Origin of the sequence: Mesorhizobium xinjiangense, from assembly GCF_009749525.1 — a bacterium.
In the GTDB taxonomy this organism is placed as follows: Bacteria; Pseudomonadota; Alphaproteobacteria; order Rhizobiales; family Rhizobiaceae; genus Mangrovimarina; species Mangrovimarina xinjiangensis.
Genome location: NZ_WOAC01000043.1, coordinates 1 through 15,387 on the forward strand (window position 1 = coordinate 1; position 15,387 = coordinate 15,387).

The 15,387-nt window shown below is 63.8% G+C and carries 21 protein-coding genes and 1 pseudogene; 12 read left to right on the plus strand and 10 right to left on the minus strand.

The features are described 5' to 3' along the window. On the minus strand, positions 1–503 hold a 503-nt coding region (locus tag GM909_RS25195; protein ID WP_157020286.1), incomplete at its 3' end, for a TetR/AcrR family transcriptional regulator. Positions 504–572: 69 nt separating this feature from the next. Here GM909_RS25195 and GM909_RS25200 point away from each other — a divergent pair. The 4 genes from GM909_RS25200 to GM909_RS25215 all read left to right on the plus strand — a co-directional run bounded on the left by GM909_RS25200 (position 573) and on the right by GM909_RS25215 (position 3,076). Then, entirely contained in the window at positions 573–998 is a 426-nt protein-coding gene (locus GM909_RS25200) for a VOC family protein (protein WP_157020287.1), read from the plus strand. A 60-nt stretch (positions 999–1,058) separates the two neighbouring features. Next, a complete protein-coding gene (locus GM909_RS25205; protein WP_157020288.1) occupies positions 1,059–1,466 on the plus strand; it encodes a hypothetical protein in 408 nt (135 codons plus the stop codon). A 161-nt stretch (positions 1,467–1,627) separates the two neighbouring features. After that, positions 1,628–2,503 (plus strand): S1C family serine protease, encoded by an 876-nt coding sequence (locus tag GM909_RS25210; RefSeq protein WP_157020289.1) that lies wholly within the window; start codon positions 1,628–1,630, stop codon positions 2,501–2,503. Between the two features lie 18 nt (positions 2,504–2,521). After that, positions 2,522–3,076, plus strand: a complete 555-nt coding sequence (locus tag GM909_RS25215; RefSeq protein ID WP_157020290.1) for a helix-turn-helix transcriptional regulator — start codon at positions 2,522–2,524, stop codon at positions 3,074–3,076. Positions 3,077–3,189: 113 nt separating this feature from the next. Here the strand turns inward: GM909_RS25215 and GM909_RS25220 are convergent, their stop codons facing one another. The 4 genes from GM909_RS25220 to GM909_RS25905 all read right to left on the minus strand — a co-directional run bounded on the left by GM909_RS25220 (position 3,190) and on the right by GM909_RS25905 (position 7,289). Then, complete coding sequence (locus GM909_RS25220) at positions 3,190–3,624, minus strand: FKBP-type peptidyl-prolyl cis-trans isomerase (RefSeq protein WP_157020291.1); 435 nt, start codon at positions 3,622–3,624, stop codon at positions 3,190–3,192. 242 nt (positions 3,625–3,866) lie between these two features. Further along, complete coding sequence (locus tag GM909_RS25225) at positions 3,867–4,121, minus strand: GlsB/YeaQ/YmgE family stress response membrane protein (protein WP_157020292.1); 255 nt, start codon at positions 4,119–4,121, stop codon at positions 3,867–3,869. Positions 4,122–4,208: 87 nt separating this feature from the next. Further along, a complete protein-coding gene (locus GM909_RS25230; RefSeq protein WP_157020293.1) occupies positions 4,209–6,323 on the minus strand; it encodes a DUF294 nucleotidyltransferase-like domain-containing protein in 2,115 nt (704 codons plus the stop codon). Positions 6,324–6,440: 117 nt separating this feature from the next. Further along, positions 6,441–7,289, minus strand: a complete 849-nt coding sequence (locus GM909_RS25905) for an OmpA family protein (RefSeq protein ID WP_198174410.1) — start codon at positions 7,287–7,289, stop codon at positions 6,441–6,443. Between GM909_RS25905 and GM909_RS25910 the strand changes: the two genes are divergently transcribed. The 5 genes from GM909_RS25910 (at position 7,251) to GM909_RS25250 (ending at position 10,329) form a co-directional block, all read left to right on the plus strand. Further along, positions 7,251–7,682, plus strand: coding sequence for a hypothetical protein (locus GM909_RS25910; RefSeq protein ID WP_198174411.1), 432 nt, complete (start codon positions 7,251–7,253; stop codon positions 7,680–7,682). The two genes, GM909_RS25905 and GM909_RS25910, sit on opposite strands and share 39 nt — an antisense overlap. A 69-nt stretch (positions 7,683–7,751) precedes the next feature. Then, positions 7,752–8,531 carry a hypothetical protein gene (locus GM909_RS25915; protein WP_198174412.1) on the plus strand — a complete coding sequence of 260 codons (780 nt, stop codon included), beginning with the start codon at positions 7,752–7,754 and terminating at the stop codon, positions 8,529–8,531. Between the two features lie 247 nt (positions 8,532–8,778). Beyond that, positions 8,779–9,225, plus strand: coding sequence for a YcgN family cysteine cluster protein (locus GM909_RS25240; RefSeq protein ID WP_157020295.1), 447 nt, complete (start codon positions 8,779–8,781; stop codon positions 9,223–9,225). Between the two features lie 95 nt (positions 9,226–9,320). Continuing rightward, the gene (locus tag GM909_RS25245; protein ID WP_157020296.1) at positions 9,321–9,734 is read left to right on the plus strand and encodes a ketosteroid isomerase-related protein; all 414 of its coding nucleotides are present in this window, start codon (positions 9,321–9,323) and stop codon (positions 9,732–9,734) included. Positions 9,735–9,927: 193 nt separating this feature from the next. Continuing rightward, entirely contained in the window at positions 9,928–10,329 is a 402-nt protein-coding gene (locus tag GM909_RS25250) for a hypothetical protein (RefSeq protein WP_157020297.1), read from the plus strand. A 311-nt stretch (positions 10,330–10,640) separates the two neighbouring features. Here the strand turns inward: GM909_RS25250 and GM909_RS25255 are convergent, their stop codons facing one another. Then, entirely contained in the window at positions 10,641–11,981 is a 1,341-nt protein-coding gene (locus GM909_RS25255) for an ISNCY family transposase (RefSeq protein WP_157020298.1), read from the minus strand. Between the two features lie 188 nt (positions 11,982–12,169). Here GM909_RS25255 and GM909_RS26560 point away from each other — a divergent pair. Then, positions 12,170–12,706, plus strand: a pseudogene (locus GM909_RS26560) (hypothetical protein); the annotation flags it as partial. A 27-nt stretch (positions 12,707–12,733) separates the two neighbouring features. On the opposite strand, the gene GM909_RS25920 reads toward GM909_RS26560, so the two are convergent. From GM909_RS25920 to GM909_RS25280, 4 genes are all read right to left on the minus strand, one after another. After that, positions 12,734–12,874, minus strand: a complete 141-nt coding sequence (locus tag GM909_RS25920) for a hypothetical protein (protein WP_198174415.1) — start codon at positions 12,872–12,874, stop codon at positions 12,734–12,736. A 230-nt stretch (positions 12,875–13,104) separates the two neighbouring features. Then, positions 13,105–13,395: a DUF982 domain-containing protein gene (locus GM909_RS25270; protein ID WP_157020299.1), complete on the minus strand. Its 291-nt coding sequence runs from the start codon at positions 13,393–13,395 to the stop codon at positions 13,105–13,107. Between the two features lie 16 nt (positions 13,396–13,411). After that, positions 13,412–13,555 carry a hypothetical protein gene (locus tag GM909_RS25275; RefSeq protein WP_157020300.1) on the minus strand — a complete coding sequence of 48 codons (144 nt, stop codon included), beginning with the start codon at positions 13,553–13,555 and terminating at the stop codon, positions 13,412–13,414. 128 nt (positions 13,556–13,683) lie between these two features. Beyond that, on the minus strand, positions 13,684–14,193 hold the full coding sequence (locus tag GM909_RS25280; RefSeq protein WP_157020301.1) for a winged helix-turn-helix transcriptional regulator: 510 nt from the start codon (positions 14,191–14,193) through the stop codon (positions 13,684–13,686). A 435-nt stretch (positions 14,194–14,628) separates the two neighbouring features. On the opposite strand from GM909_RS25280, the gene GM909_RS25285 reads away from it, so the two are divergent. Further along, positions 14,629–14,886 carry a hypothetical protein gene (locus tag GM909_RS25285; RefSeq protein WP_157020302.1) on the plus strand — a complete coding sequence of 86 codons (258 nt, stop codon included), beginning with the start codon at positions 14,629–14,631 and terminating at the stop codon, positions 14,884–14,886. A 36-nt stretch (positions 14,887–14,922) separates the two neighbouring features. Beyond that, positions 14,923–15,387 (plus strand): glutathione S-transferase family protein (locus GM909_RS25290; protein ID WP_198174413.1); only part of this gene is annotated, 465 nt, incomplete at its 3' end.

The window sequence follows — 15,387 nt, forward strand, 5'->3', positions numbered from 1 at the left end:
AAGGCGGCCGACAGCAGCGCGGCGAGCGCGCCGAGCGGAACGGCGGGCAGGGCGCCCGCCCGCATCGCGGCGGCGAGCCCGTCGCGCAGGCTGCCGAGCCCGCCCATTTCGAGGTCGATGCGATCGAGCTCCGCGCGTCCGAGGACGGCGGGACCATCGAGCAGCAGCAGGCGCGTGCGCCCGTCGACGCGCATGGCGCGTATGAAAGCCGCGCCGCCGGCGATCAGCGCCTCGAGCGGCGGCATGGAGGCCGGTGCCGCCTGCTCGATTTCACCTGCCACCGCCGCAGATTCCTGCTCGACGACGGCCCGGAAGAGGGCCTGCTTGTCGGCAAAGTGATGATAGAGCGCGCCGCGCGTGACCTTTGCCGCGGCCACGATTTCCGGCGTTCCGGTCTCGGCATAACCCTTGGCGACGAACAGTTGGCGGGCGGCGGAGAGCAAGCCGGCGCGCGTGGCGCGGGTGCGCTCGGTATTGGAGCGGCGTGTCGAATTCTCTTGCATGCATGCAGCCTGTATGTTTATGTGCGGAACATACAGACAGTATGTATTTTTGCGAAGAAAGGGAAGACCATGAAGGCGACCAGCTATTATCCCGTGCTGATGACCGACGACGTGACGGCAAGCGTGGCGTTCTATGTCGAGCATTTCGGCTTTCGGCCGCTGTTCGAGAGCGACTGGTATGCGCATCTCCAGTCGAGCGAGGACGAGGGCGTCAATCTCGGCATTCTTGCCGGCGATCACGCGACGATTCCCGCCGTCGCACGCGGCAAGGCAGCCGGTCTTCTGCTCAATTTCGAGGTCGAGGATGTCGACGCCATATATGAGCGGTTTCGCGGTGCCGGCCTGCCGATCCATCTGGAATTGCGCGACGAGGATTTCGGCCAGCGTCATTTCATTACCGCCGATCCGAACGGCGTGCTGATCGACATCATCAAGCCGATCGCGCCGAGCGCCGAATTTGCCGCGCAATATGCCGACGAGGCGCTGCCGCGCTGATTGGCGCCTTTGCGGTCTGGCGGGCGTGGTGTAGCCTGATCGCGTGGGGCAGAGGCTAAGATGGCGCGGCGCAGATCATCCTTCGGATTCATGGGCAGATTCGGCCGCTCGGGCGATCTGCGCCAACTCGACGCCGCGCTTCACGCGCTCGATCTTCATCCCGCGCTGGTGCCGGAAGGCGTCAAGCTGACCATCGTCAACCGCATGAAGGAGCACGGCGAAGAGGAGCCGCCGCCGCACGCCTATCCCTTCACCGCGGCGATGGTCGCCTATTGCGCGCTTGGCCGGGACGTCTTCGAGGCGGCGAACGGAGCCGGTCCGGGACTGGCGGTCGAGGCGAGGATAGAAGCCGCCCTGACCGCGGGCGAGGGCTTCGACGCCGAAATGATCCTTCTGGCCATGCATGCCGGGCTCATCGAGCCTGGCGTGGTGGAGCGTTTCGGACTGACGGCCGAAAGCGACGATTGAGACATGCCGTCGAGCCTGATGCCGGACGAAATGGCGTGTCAGGAGAATTGACGGCCCTTCCATGAAAATGCGGCCGACCGCGCCTATATCCTAGCCTTCAGGTCAGTAGGCACGCCGCCCGGCCGAAACCATATGCGCCAGGGGAGAACAGGGAGAGCGACATGACGGCATTTGACCCCAAGGCGTTTTCCAAGGCGATGGCGGAGCTTGCCGCTGCGGCGGCGCCGATGACCGCAGCACTTCATACCCATCGCGGCGCCGGCGCGAGCGCTTTCCACTGGAAGGACGGTCTTTATGTCGGTGCGGAGGAGACGGTCGACCCTGACGAGGAATTGCAGGTCTCGGCCGCCGGTGGCGAAAAGGCAAAAGCTGAGATACTGGGCCGCGACCCCTCGACCGGAATTGTGCTTATCCGCCCCGTGATTTCCGACACGCCATCGACATTCGGCCGCGCCGGGGACCCCTGGCCATGCAATCTTGCCGTTGCCGCCGGACGCAGCGCCGAAGGCGAACCGATCGCAGCGCTCGGCACGGTCGCCGAATGCGGCGAAGCCTGGCGCTCGATGCGCGGCGGCCATATCGACCGGCGCATCTCGCTCGCCATGATCGCCGACAGTCGCCTGGAGGGCGGCCCCGTCATCGACGCCGGCGGGAGGCTGATCGGCATGCTGGTGTTCGGTCCGCGCGGCCGGCCGCTGGTCATCCCGGCGGCGACGATCGACCGGATCGCGCCGATCCTGGCCGAAAAGGGCCATGTTTCGCGCGGCTTTCTGGGTGCCGTGCTGCATCCGGCGCGCCGCCCCGGCGGCGATGGCGTGATGGTTATGCACGCCGATCCGCAGGGGCCTGCCGCAGCGGCGGGGCTTTTTGCCGGCGACATCATCATTGCCTGGAACGGCGAGACGGTGACCGGGCCGCGCGACCTGATGCGCCGGCTCGGACCCGACAGTGCCGGCCAGAACGTCACGCTGGGCATTGTTCGTGGCGGCGAGGATCAGCAGGTCCCCGTGACGATCGGAGCGAAGCCGCTTGCTTGAACGGCAGGAGCGGAGTGGATGGGTGAACGCTACATGACTGTACAGATACGCATTGAAGACTTGGAGCGGGCCGAACAGATCGCCGGCCTATTGGAACTCAATTACGGATTGGGGGTCCGATTCCCGGGTGACGACGAAATCGAGGCCAAGGCCGACGCGCTGTTGACGGACGATCCTGCCTCATCAGGCGATGGGCCCTTCGTGGCCCTGGGGCGGGACGACGACGCCGAGACGGCGCCGGGTCCGCTCCATGCCCCGCTCGCCGCGCTGCCGGCCAATGCGCCGGCCGAGATCGTCGCTGCCACCTTGCTGCTGGCGGCCAATGGCTATGCGGTCAGCCGCGCGCCAAGGCAGGAGCCCGATGCTGAAGAACGGCCGCATCTGAGTGCGCGCGAGATGGAGGTGCTGGCGCTGCTCGCCGAGGGCGCAGCCAACAAGGTGATTGCCCGGCGGCTCGATATCTCGGTGCATACGGCGAAGTTTCACGTCGCCTCGATCGTGACCAAGCTGAGCGCGGCCAACCGGACCGATGCGATCGCCACCGCCATGCGCGAAGGGCTCGTGGCGATTTAGCGCGCATTCGCTTCAAACGGAAACGTTTGAAGCAGAGATATGCGCGCCAGATCAATATGTTGGAGCATGTACCTTTCGCTCAAACAATTCCGTTTGAGCCGGACATATATGCCCTAGCCGCCGACGATCTCGACGATCTCGACGTCGAATACCAGATTCTCGCCCGCAAGCGGGTGGTTGGCGTCGACCGTCACCTCGTCGTCATTGAGATCCGTGACGAGCAGCGTCACGGTGCCGCCTTCGCTCGTGGTGGCCTGCAGCCTGGCACCGACGGCCAGTTCGATATCGGGCGGGACCGTCGAGCGCGGCAGCGTCTGCACGCGGGCGTCGTCGCGCTGGCCGTAGGCCTCGTCGGCGGGTATCGTCAGGGTCTGCTTGTCGCCGACGGACATGCCGTCGATCTGGCGATCAAGACCTGGAATGATCTGTCCGGCGCCGACCTGAAATTCCAGCGGTTCGCGGCCGGCGGAGGAGTCGAACTCCGTGCCGTCGGCAAGCTTGCCGGTATAATGAATGCGCACGGTGTCGCCGCTTTTGACTTCGGCCATGATTTATTCCGTTCGTTACTTGAGGAGATTTGTGGTCGCGGGGTCTCATTGAAGCCCGCGCCGGGCGGTAGGCCGGAACAAGCCAGCCCGTCGATCAGGAAAAAGACTAGCGCGTCAGTGGCGAATGTAAACCTTTCGCCGCAGCCGTACACAAGGCGATTTCCTGGCGACGGCCGCACAGCCGATCGACCGGCGTTCCGCAATGAAGATGGTTGGCCCGATGCGGTGCTGGCGCGAACCGCCTATGCCTGTTTCACCAGCCTGATGAGCACCAGCAGGATGACGGCGCCGATCGTGGCGTGGATGATTGCCGACAAAATGCCGCCGCCGAGCGACAGGCCGATGGCGGGAAGGATCAGCCCGGCGACGAAGGCGCCGACAATGCCGACCACGATATTGCCCAGTAGGCCGAAGCCGTAGCCCTTGACGATCTGGCCGGCCAGCCAGCCGGCAATGGCGCCGACGATGATGAAAACAATCAGGCTCTCGATACCCATTGCGGTGTCCCTCCGTTGCAGTTTCGAGCCAAGCAGAAAGCGCCGATCCTGTCGATAGCGCGAATGCGCATTCGTGCCATCCCGTTTTCAGCCGAACATCAGATCGCGCATAAGCATGGGCACGTTCTGCACCTGGCGCAGTACGGATTTGAGCCTGGCGTGCTCGTCGCGCGAAAGGCGTCTGAGCGCGACGCGGTTTGAAACGGCGATGCCGGACTGCAGATCCTCGCTCTGCTGGCGCAGCATGAGGCCGAGCAGGAAGCCGTGTCCGGTGCGCATGTCTTCGAGGTCCGTGTCTGCGCCGATGTCGAGCGTAATAAGGCCGTCGAGGCGTTTCGCGGTCGAGTGGGCGGCGACGCCGTGCCGGATCGCCAGCGCCCGCGCCGCCGCCACGATGGGAAACAGGCCGTGCATCTTCAGATCGATGCGGCCGTCCTCGCTCTGCAGCCCGCCGAGCATGGTGAAGGGGCTTGAGCGCGCCGAGACACGCTCGCCGAGCATCTTGGCGAAATGGACCGTGTCTGCGCCGACCGCATAGGCATGGGCGAACAGGTCCTGGCCGAGCGCGCCGGCGCCATGAATCGGCATCAGGTCGAAGAAGATGTCGACATTGAGCAGATCCTCGGGTCGCGAGCGACGCACCCATTCGTCGATACGCTCATGCCAAAGCGCGCTCGACCCGCGCCATTCGGCGTTCCTGGCCATGACGCCGCCCTTGCACAAGGGCACGCCGGCTAGGTCGAGCATCGACGCGATCTTTTCGCCGAGAGCGCCGAACCATACGTCCTCCGCGCCTCCCGGCTCGCCCTCGGCGAAGACGATGGCATTGTCCTGGTCGGCGGCCAGCAGGCTTTCGCCGCGCCCGCCCGAACCGAGCACGAGGACGGCGTAGGGGCAGGGCGGTGCGCCGCGGCCTTCGCCTTCCATCTCCGCCTCGGCGAGTTGCGCCGCACGACGCGTGAGCGAGCGCAGCTCTTCACTGACGATGCCGGCGATCCTGCGCGCCTCGATCTTCTCGGCAATGAGCGAATCGGCGACCGAGGGGAGCGTGGCCCAGGCGGCGGCCATCTCCTCAGGCGAGGCCGCGGCCTCGATCTCGTCGTCGAGGCTGATCGCGGCACCGGCCCGCAGCCGCAAGAGATCGCGTGCCGAGATCATGCCGATCAGCCGGTCGTCTTCGTCGCGCACGGCGAGATGACGGATTTTCAGCCGGTCCATGCGCCCGACCGCGCGGTAGACGAAGGCGGCGGCGCGGATGCTGGCCAGCGGGTGCGAGGCGAAATCGCCCACCGGACGGGAAAGCGTTTCGGCTCCCGCCGCCGCGATGCGCCGCATCATGTCGCGTTCCGTCACGATGCCGTAATCGCCGATCCGTCCGCCGGTTTGGCCGCTGCTGCTGGTAAAGACGGCACTGATGCGCCGTTCGCTCATCACCTTCATGACGGCATGCATGGTCCGGCTATCGGCAACCACCACCGGCGGCGTGCTCATCAGTTCGCCGATCCGGTGGCGATAGGCGAACGGGTCGACCTGGCCGAGGACACCGGAGCCGGGCCGGCTCACCGGTTCGGACCAGCCGGCGCGATGGTGGTTTTCGAGTTGCCCGGTCAATTGCAGGCAGCCGCGCTCGGCTTCGGCGAGCGTGCGGATGCCGCGTTCCTTCAGTCGCGGTATCAAGGCGAGGAAGATATCGGCGGCCGCGCGCGCATCGCCCAGCGCGTCGTGGCGGCCCTCGATGGCAATGCCGAGCCAGGCGGCGATCGTCTCCAGCGACGGGTCGGGCAGGTGGGGATTGGCGATGGCGGTCAGCAGCCGCACGCACAAGGTGCGCGGCTTCGACCATTGCAGGCCGGCCCGTTCGGCCTCGCGCTGCATGACGGCGAGATCGAAGCCGATCGAATAGCCGATCAGGAGGCGCTCGCCCGCATAGGCGGTGAAATCGGCCCAAACCTCGGCAAAGGACGGCGCATTGCGCACCATGGCATTGGTGATGTGATGGATCGCCGTCGATGCGGCGGGAATCGCGATGCGCGGATCGACCAGGCTCTCGAAGCGGTCATTTTCGTCAATCGTGCCCTTCGAGACCGGCACGGCGCCGATCTGGACGATGCGGGCGACGGCCGTGTCGAGGCCGGTGGTCTCGGTATCGACGGCCACGGCATCGAGCGCCATCAGCGGCGTGGCCCCGTTCACGCGCCTCATCCGCAATCCTCCCTTAGGCCGGGACGATTAGCATCGCGGCGCGGCGGCGTCACCGCAATTCGCCAATGGCGCCCCCAGCAGCAATCGGCAGCCGGGGGAAGGGCACGGCTGGAGCGATCACTCGGCGCTTGCCACGGGTGCGACCAGTGGCGTGATGCGCCTTATGGCGACGCGGCGGTTCTCGCGCTCCCGTCCGGCCGTATCTATCTTCAGATACTCTTCGCCGTAGCCCTGGGTCACCAGATTTTCGGGCGGGATGGCGAAGACATTGGTCAACGCCATCGCAACGCTTTCCGCGCGGCGGTCCGAAAGGGCAAGATTGGCCATGTCGGATCCGACGGCATCGGTGTGGCCTTCGATCATGAAGGTCTCGCCCGGATTCTCCTCAAGAAGTCTTCCCATGGCCTCGGCAACGACTTCCAGGCGCGGAATCTCGCTTTCGCTGATCGAGGCGGAGCCGAATTCGAAGGTGATTGTGTCGAGGTCGATGCGCGGCACCGTATCGCGGATGCGCGCCGAGCGCCTGACCTCGTCGATGGAATAGATGCGATCGAGTTCCTCGACCGGCGGCTGCCCGAGAAAGTCGTAATAGACGTTCGGGTCGTTCACCTGACCGGCGTTGAGAATGTACTGGCTGAGGGGAATCAGAAGTTCGAGCGGCGGCAGGCCCATACCCGGATCGCGCCAGTCGTAGACCTCGTCGTAGTAATCGTCCTCGACATAGACGAGAACGATCTCGCGGCCGTCGGGCAGGATTCGCGAACGGTGGATCACGTCGCCGTAGCGGTTGCGGATCGTCACGATCCGCGTTCCATCCGACCGGACGACCGTCTCGCGATAGCGGCCGCGCGGCAATTCTTCATAGTAGGTCTCGCGGGCATGCCATGCCAGGCGCGGGCTGTCGTCGTGCTCGATGAAGGTCCTGTCGTGGTAGTTGATGATGACGCGGTCGTCGAACGATTGCACGACACGGGCTTCGGGCGGGCGTTCCCAGCGGTCCGGACGCCAATTGCGTCGCTCGATGCGCCGGCCCTGTTCGGCCCTGACCGGCTCGATGCGCTGCGGCCTGGCGTGCGCCGCCTGTGCCGCGGCATCGGAGCGGGGCGGCCGAGCAGTATTCTGGCGCCGGTTGGCCTCGGCCTTCCTTGCGCGCTCGGCATCTCGGGCGCGTTGGCCACGCTGCCTTGCATTGTCGCCCTTGCCGGCACGTTCCTTTGCGCTGTCGAGTACCGGTGCCGCATTCTGGCGGCGTTTGTCCGCCCGTTGACGATCGTCCCGGTTGCGGACCTGGTCCCGGTCTGCGGATTCGTGTCTTTGACGCGATTTCGGGCGGACGGGCCCGCCAGCGGCCTGGCGTGACGGTCTTTTTGCATCGCGCGCCGGCCCGCGCTCGGCCTGCGTCGGTTTTGCCTTGTCGGGCCGCTGTTTTTGCTCATCGACCTGTTGCCGGCGCTGCTTCTGCTGTTCGGCCTGCTGCTGCTGGCGCTGCTTCTGCTGTTCGGCCTGCTGCTGGCGCTGCTTTTGCTGTTCGGCGCGCTGCTGGCGCTGCATTTGCTGTTCGGCACGCTGCTGACGCTGCTTTTGCTGTTCGGCGCGCTGCTGGCGCTGTTTCTGCTGTTCGGCCTGCTGCTGGCGCTGCTTTTGCTGTTCGGCGCGCTGCTGACGCTGCTTTTGCTGTTCGGCGCGCTGCTGGCGCTGTTTCTGCTGTTCGGTGCGCTGCTGGCGCTGTTTCTGCTGTTCGGCCTGCTGCTGGCGCTGCTTTTGCTCTGCGGCGCGCTGCTGGCGCTGCTTTTGCTGTTCGGTGCGCTGCTGGCGCTGTTTCTGCTGTTCGGCACGTTGCTGGCGCTGTTTCTGCTGTTCGGCCTGCTGCTGGCCCTGCTTTTGCTGTGCGGCCCGCTGCTGGCGCTGCTTTTGCTGTTCGGCGCGCTGCTGGCGCTGCTTCTGCTGTTCGGCCTGCTGCTGGCGCTGCTTTTGCTGTTCGGCGCGCTGCTGGCGCTGCCTCTGCTGTTCGGCCTGCTGCTGGCGCTGTTTCTGCTGTTCAGCGCGCTGCTGGCGCTGTTTCTGCTGCTCGGCCTGCTGCTGGCGCTGTTTCTGCTGTTCGGCGCGTTGCTGGCGCTGCTTCTGTTCTTCGGCCTGTCGACGATGCGGCCGCTGCTTGTCGTTCTGGGCGAGCTGGATTTCCTGTGCTCCGGAGGCTGCGGACCCTAAACGGGTTTCGGCCGCGCCTGGCATCGCGGTGAGGGCGAGGCTCAGCACAGTGCTGATGAGGATCGGGGCATGACGTCTGGTCAAGGAATTGCACTCCCTGCTGGGCGGTCCCTTCGAGACAAGGAACCCGACAATGTCCGGATGGTTCCGCCTCGAGGAGGTTGAGCCCGTCCGGTGCGGGTGGCGCCGATCCTTTGGACAGAAAGTGTGGCTTGACTGGGGCGCGGTTCGGCGCGACATCCCCGCCATGGATGCGCCGTTCTGGAAAACCAAGACGCTTGAGGACATGACGCCGGCCGAGTGGGAATCGCTCTGCGACGGCTGCGGCAAGTGCTGCCTGTCGAAGCTCGAAGACGAAGACACGGGCGATATCCACTGGACGAGCGTGGCCTGCCGGCTGTTCGATGCCGGCCTGTGCCACTGCCGCGATTACGACAACCGGCTCAAGCTCGTCTCGGACTGCGTGCGCCTGACGCCCGAGAATGTGCGCACGATCACCTGGCTGCCGTCGACTTGCGCATACCGGCTGCTGGCTGAAGGCCATGACCTTTATGACTGGCACCCGCTCGTTTCGGGCCGCGCCGACAGCGTGCACGAGGCGGGCCAGTCGGTGCGCGGCCGCGTCTCGGCGCTCGAAAGCGATCTCGACACCGTCGAGGACTATTTCGACCATATTCTGGAAGGCGAGCCGTAGGCCGGGCGGGCCGATGCGCGATAGAGGACTTGCCAAGCCGGCCGACGAGGTGCATTTCCGATGCTCCAGGACGACGCCAGACGGGAGTGGTGCCGATGAGCCAGGCCGATGCGAAACGACTGATCGAAACCTATCTGGCGGCCTTCAACGCCGGCGACAATGAGGCGATGTTGGGCTGCCTGTCCGAGGAGGTCGTCCACGACATAAACCAGGGCGAACGCGAGATCGGCATCGACAAGTTCCGCTGGTTCATCGGCATGATGGGCCGCTACTACCGCGAGGAACTGTCCGACATTGCCGTCATGGTGGACGAGGGCGGCGTGCGCGCGGCGGCCGAATTCACCGTGCGCGGCACCTATCTGGCAACCGCCGAGGGGCGGCCCGAGGCCAGCGGCCAGAACTATACGCTGCCGGCCGGCATCTTCTTCGAGATCGACGACGGCAAGATCTCGCGGGTGACCACCTACTACAATCTCTCCCACTGGATCGCCCAGGTCTCCGGGCAATGACAGCTGTCGGGGTGCGCCTCGAATCCCGGGTGAAGCGCCATTCGGGCTGAGCCCGCCGGTGCCGTTTTCCTGTCTTGCGAAGATGAATGCAGCCTGAACGTGCGGTTCGCCGCCGGTTCAGGCGTGCGCGGGCATTCTTGCGCCATCGCTTCGGCGAAAACGCTGCACGAGGATGTTCGACAAGGAGAAGACAATGTTCAAGCTCGTCAAGACCGCCGCCCTTTCCGCCCTGATCGGACTTGGCGCGATCGGCGCCTCCGCCGCGCCGGCCATGGCCGACGGCGTGTATTTCCAGTTCGGTTCGAGCGGCAGCCATGTCGGCTATTATGACGGCGGCCGTCGCCATTGGGACCGCGGACACCGAGGTCAACACCGTTGGCACCGGGGCCATCGTGGCGACCGCTGGAACCGGCGCGGCCATGATCGCTCCTACTGCTCGAGCGGCCGTGCGCTGCGCAAGGCGGCGCATATGGGCGTGCGGCGCGCCTATGTGTCGCGTGCCGGCCATCGCACCATCAAGGTGCGCGGCCATGCCCGCGGGCATCGCGTCAGCGTGCTGTTTGCCCGCGCGCCGCATTGTCCGGTGATCGGCTGAATTTGGTGCATGTCCCGCTCAAACGGAGTCGTTTGAGCGAAAGGTACATGCCCCAACATATTGATCTGGCGCGCATATCTTTGCTTCAAACGGTCCGTTTGAAGCGAACGCGCGCTAGCTAGTTTCTGTCCATAAACGGCTGTTTTTTCGGGTGTTACGAGGCTCGCCTTCCTGCTCAACCCGATTATGTTGCGGCGCATATTTGCAGGAAGGCTGCGGATCGGCGCCGAAAGGGCTGGTTTGTGGTCATGCGGGCATGGGCTATTGGCCGACCGCTTGCCGGCGTGTCACTGAGCGTCGCCCGATCACCGTCAGGTCGATCTGAGGCGGGCAAAGAGGGCGAGATTGTAAGCGACCACCGAGGACCAGACATAGGTTTTGAAGTGATTGAGCCCGCGCCAGGTGCAGCGCGCCAGGCCGTAGGCTCGCTTCAGGCAAGATATCCCGGCTTCGATGCCAGCGCGGAAGTTGCGCAGCTTGCGATAGACCCACTTGCTTCTGACCATATCCTCGATCCTGAGGCCGGCCTTCTTGTGGAAGGCCATGTCGCAAACACCCCAGGCCTTTGCCGTGGCCAGGTTGTCGCGCGTGGCGAAGCCGCCATCGGCTGCTGCCTGCCGCGGCGCTTGGCCCCACAGGACGATGTGGCGTTCAAGCATCGGCAATAAGCGGTCGCTATCGGGCGGATTGCCGGTCTCGATCACCAGATCGAGGATCATGCCGCTCCTGCCGGTGGTTAGGTTGAGCTTATGGCCGTATTCGGTATCGCGGCTGCCCTTGACGATGATATCGGCATGCGGCTCGAATAGGCTGACCAGCTTCTCGTTGGCTGGCACCGTCTCGCCGGCCAGCACGCGCCGCTCGCTCTGGGTGATGATGCGTTCGATCAGCGGCCGATAGTGACGGAGTTGGCCCTGCCACAGGTCGACGAACGGATCGGGAGTACCGGCAAAGTGCTCGCTCGCCTGCTCCAGATAGGCCAAGGTCGTGCGAGTGATCGCGATCAGATCACGGTAGAGCTGGACACGATTGGGCCGACCGCGTGTGAACTGGATCTTACGGGCGCGCTTCTTGGCCGCGCGGCAATGATTGCGCCACCCCGGGCCGGTGCCGCCGGCCAAGGCATCGGCCTGCCTTAGCAGGCGTACCATGACCCGTACGGCATCCCATAGAAGACTGCTGTCGCTCGGTTCATGCATAAGTGCCGCAGTCACGGTGCTGTCCAGCCGCACGACGGCGCCGTCTTCCAGCTTCTCCTGCCGGGCGCCTGACAGCAGCGCCCGGTTGATCTCCTCCCAGGTCTGCGGCCGGATTGCGCTGATCGTCTTCTGCAGCACCGACTTCTTCGGGCTCCACGACCATGGCAGCCGGGCAAAGGCCCGAAACGAGGCGGAGTCCTCCAGATGAAAGGCCAACTCCTGATAGCTCAGTTGCCGGTATTGCTTGAGCAGCGCGCAGCGCAGCACTGCTTCGGCAGGCAGTCCTTGTCGTCCGGTGGCCTTGACGTTGCTGCGGCGCAGGTCCCGCGCGACCAAGCCGAGCAGGTCGCGATTGTCATCCAGCCACTGCGACATCGCCTTCAGCTCACGACCGATCTCGTGCGCGGCGAAAAGATCGAATATGCTCATCTGGACGGTGCGTTCTTGGCGCATTGTCAGGCTCCGGCGGTGGCAGGTTTCCCTTTAGAATCAGTAGCTTGATCTGAAGTGTACCTGAAACCGCCGGGCTTTTCCCGCGGAAATGTCGCGATTCCTCCAATGATTTCAGCGATTTATCGTTATGGACAGAAACTAGCTAGGTTCCAGATCGGTCGAGCAAGCTTGACGCCTATGCGGAACGGCTGTCGGCCTGGCGGCGAACGGAAGCGAACAGGCCGCGCAAGCAGAGGCGCACGATCAAGCAGTTGCATGGGGACCTGATGAGCCTTGGCTATGAGGTCTCGTATGGGCGCGTTGCCGCCTTTGCGCGGGTCCGGAAAGCGGATCGCTAGCGCGCGTTCGCTTCAAACGTTTACGTTTGAAGCAAAGATATGCGCGCCAGATCAATATGTTGGAGCATGTACCTTTCGCTCAAACGATTCCGTTTGAGCGGGACACGCTATAGCGACAGATGCGACCGAGCGGGCGCGGCACCTTCGTGCCGTTCGCGTTCGAGCCCGGAGGAGCTTTCCAGTTCGACTGGTCGGAGACTGGGCGGCCATCAGCGGCGAGCGGACCAAGCTGCAGGTTGCGCACTTCAAGCTCAGCTACAGCCGCGCTTTCAATGTGCGAGCCTATCCGCTGCAGATGCACGAGATGCTATTCGATGCCCACAACCACGCCTTCCGGGTTCTGGGCGGGGTTCCCGGCGCGAGATTTACGACAACATGCGCACGGCGGCACAGCATCAACGCTCATCGCATCGTTCAGTCAGCGTATGCGTGTTCCATCCTGGCTGAAGAGCGCAAATTCTCAGGATCCGCAGTCAATTCAAGCGTCATCCCTTGCGTCACCGCCACTTCTGCGCGCACGACGCCTTCTTCGGCTTCGAAGCCGCTCACAATCATCAGGCTGTCCTCCCTTGCGGACCTCCTGGACAGGTTAGGGTGAGAACCTTTGGCGTGCAATGCGGGGAGGACTGTCGCTGAACGACGATACGCGCAACAACCCCATCTCCCCCACACAGAACGTGAATGCCTACCCTAGCGGCTCCAGGTGGGTCCATCGCCCGCTCCAGTCGATTTTACGGATTTGACGGGATCCGGATCGTTGCCAAGGGAGCGGCGGTTCGGCCGGATCATGCCACCAGCCAATCCTGAAGAACATTCTCGGCGGCCCGGTCGAGAGCATCTTCCGAAAGAATGCCCCTGTTCCTGGCAAAACGGATGAATGCCTCATGGGCATCGCGAACGGCACCGCCTGCGTTCAGGGCCCTGCCGCACGCGTGCAGGGCCGCGTGGTAATCGACGTCGGGAATGCCATTCCATTCGAGCAGCAGATCGTATGCGTCAAACACGGTATTGATCTCGCGCGGAAAGCCGAGACCGACGAAAACGGATACGCTTTGATCGAACTTGTGATCGCTCATTGGCGGTACTCCTTGTTCAGGCCGCTGTTGCAGCCTGTGAAATGAGCGACACAATGGCCTGCTCCATCACATATGGAGACCGGTAGGCGTCGAGCGTGAAGAATGGAGTGACCGCCGGGCAACAGCCGATTGCCATGGCGACCGCGTAATACTGTTCCATTGCAGGCTTCCCCCGATCGGCCAATGCTTGGTTGCATATGCGGCACACCCATCGAAGTCAGGATGGCCGGCAGGCATGTCACGGGCTTCGGGCGATGTGCGGTAGCCGGCACCGCAGCGACCCATGGATCACGCTGTCGTCTTTCCGTATTTGCGCTGCATCACGTCTTCGAAGGCGGCCCGAAGTGTCGCCCGGACGGACGGTGAGGCAGTGGGCGGGCCCGAGCCCAGATGCTCGGCACGCAGTTCCTCCATGAATTTTGCCCACATGGCCGGTCCGCCTTCCTCAAGCAATTGGGCCCGGATCGACAGTTCTTCGCTGACGGGCAGCCATTTGCGTCCCCATGCTCCCAGATGCGCCATGATCGGCACGGTGCAAATGGCCATCTCCGTCAGGCTGTAGATCGCCTTTTGCCGATGTGTCGGATCGTCCGCCCTGGTCAGCATGCCCGCCTCGAGCAGCCGCTTCAGCCGGTCGGCGAGGATGTTGGAGGAGATCCTCTCCTCGGAGCGGAGCAACTCGCGGAAATGCCGCTTCCCGCCAAAGATCATGTCGCGCAGGATCAACAGGCTCCATTTGTCGCCGAAGACCTCCAGCGACAGATTGATCGGACATCCTGAGCGAAGTTCGGCGTTCATGTACAATCCTCTGAAAAACCGGTTGCATAATCGCATCATTCAACATACCTTGCAATCGGTTGCATAATGCAAGCAGATTGAGGCCGGCGAGCCGAACCCAGCAGCGCGAGGAGGGCTGCGGCGAACTGCTCGAGGCGCTGGCGGATGAGCTGGCGGCAGGCGCCGGCTGAATGGGCGGCTGTGCCGCCTCAAGCGCGAAAGGAGGAGATGTCCCATGTCGCACCTCGACAGAAGAAAGGCTGTCCGCAGTCTCTTCGAAGCCTATCGGACCAAGGATCGCAGGATCGTCGAAGAACTCCTTGCCGAGGATTTCACGTTCACCAGCCCCTAGCGCGCGTTCGCTTCAAACGGAAACGTTTGAAGCAAAGATATGCGCGCCAGATCAATATGTTGGAGCATGTGCCTTTCGCTCAAACGATTCCGTTTGAGCGGGACATGCTCTATGACGACGCCATTGACAGGGCGGCATATTTCGACCGGTGCTGGCCGAACAGGGAAATCATCCGGGAGCATGTGCTGGAGAAAGTCGTCGAGGACGGCGACGATGTGATCGTTCTCTACCGCTGCCTGACCCGCGACGGCCGGATGTTCCGCAACATGGAAATGCTGAGCTTCGAGGGCAGCCGGCTGAAGGCGGTCAACGTCTATTTCGGCGCCGGCTACAAGGACGGCGTATTTCAGACATACGGTTAGCGACATCGGCGCGAGAACGAACGGGAGACTGACGCGATGAACCTGGAATACTACTATCACCCTTTGGCTTCCTTCTGTCACAAGGCGCTGATCGCGCTTTATGAGAAGGAAACGCCTTTCGAGCCGGTCATAGTCGACCTTATGGATGAGGCGTCGGCGGCGCGGTTCAAGGCCGTCTGGCCAATGGGCAAGATGCCGGCGCTGTGCGACACCGCCCGCGGCCGGATCGTGGCGGAATCGACCATCGTCATCGAATATCTGGACCTGCAATATCCGGCTGCCATCCGTCTCCTGCCCGTGGATCTGGAACTCGCCTTGCAGGCGCGGTTCTGGGACAGGTTCTACGATCACTATGTCCAGCACCCCATGCAGAAGATCGTGACCGACCGACTGCGTCCAGAAGGCGACCGTGACCTAAGGCCTGTTGAGATTCAGGATTCCACCCGCGGCTTGAACATGATTCAAGCTTCGGATGGAACGATTCGTACTGACGGACGCCCA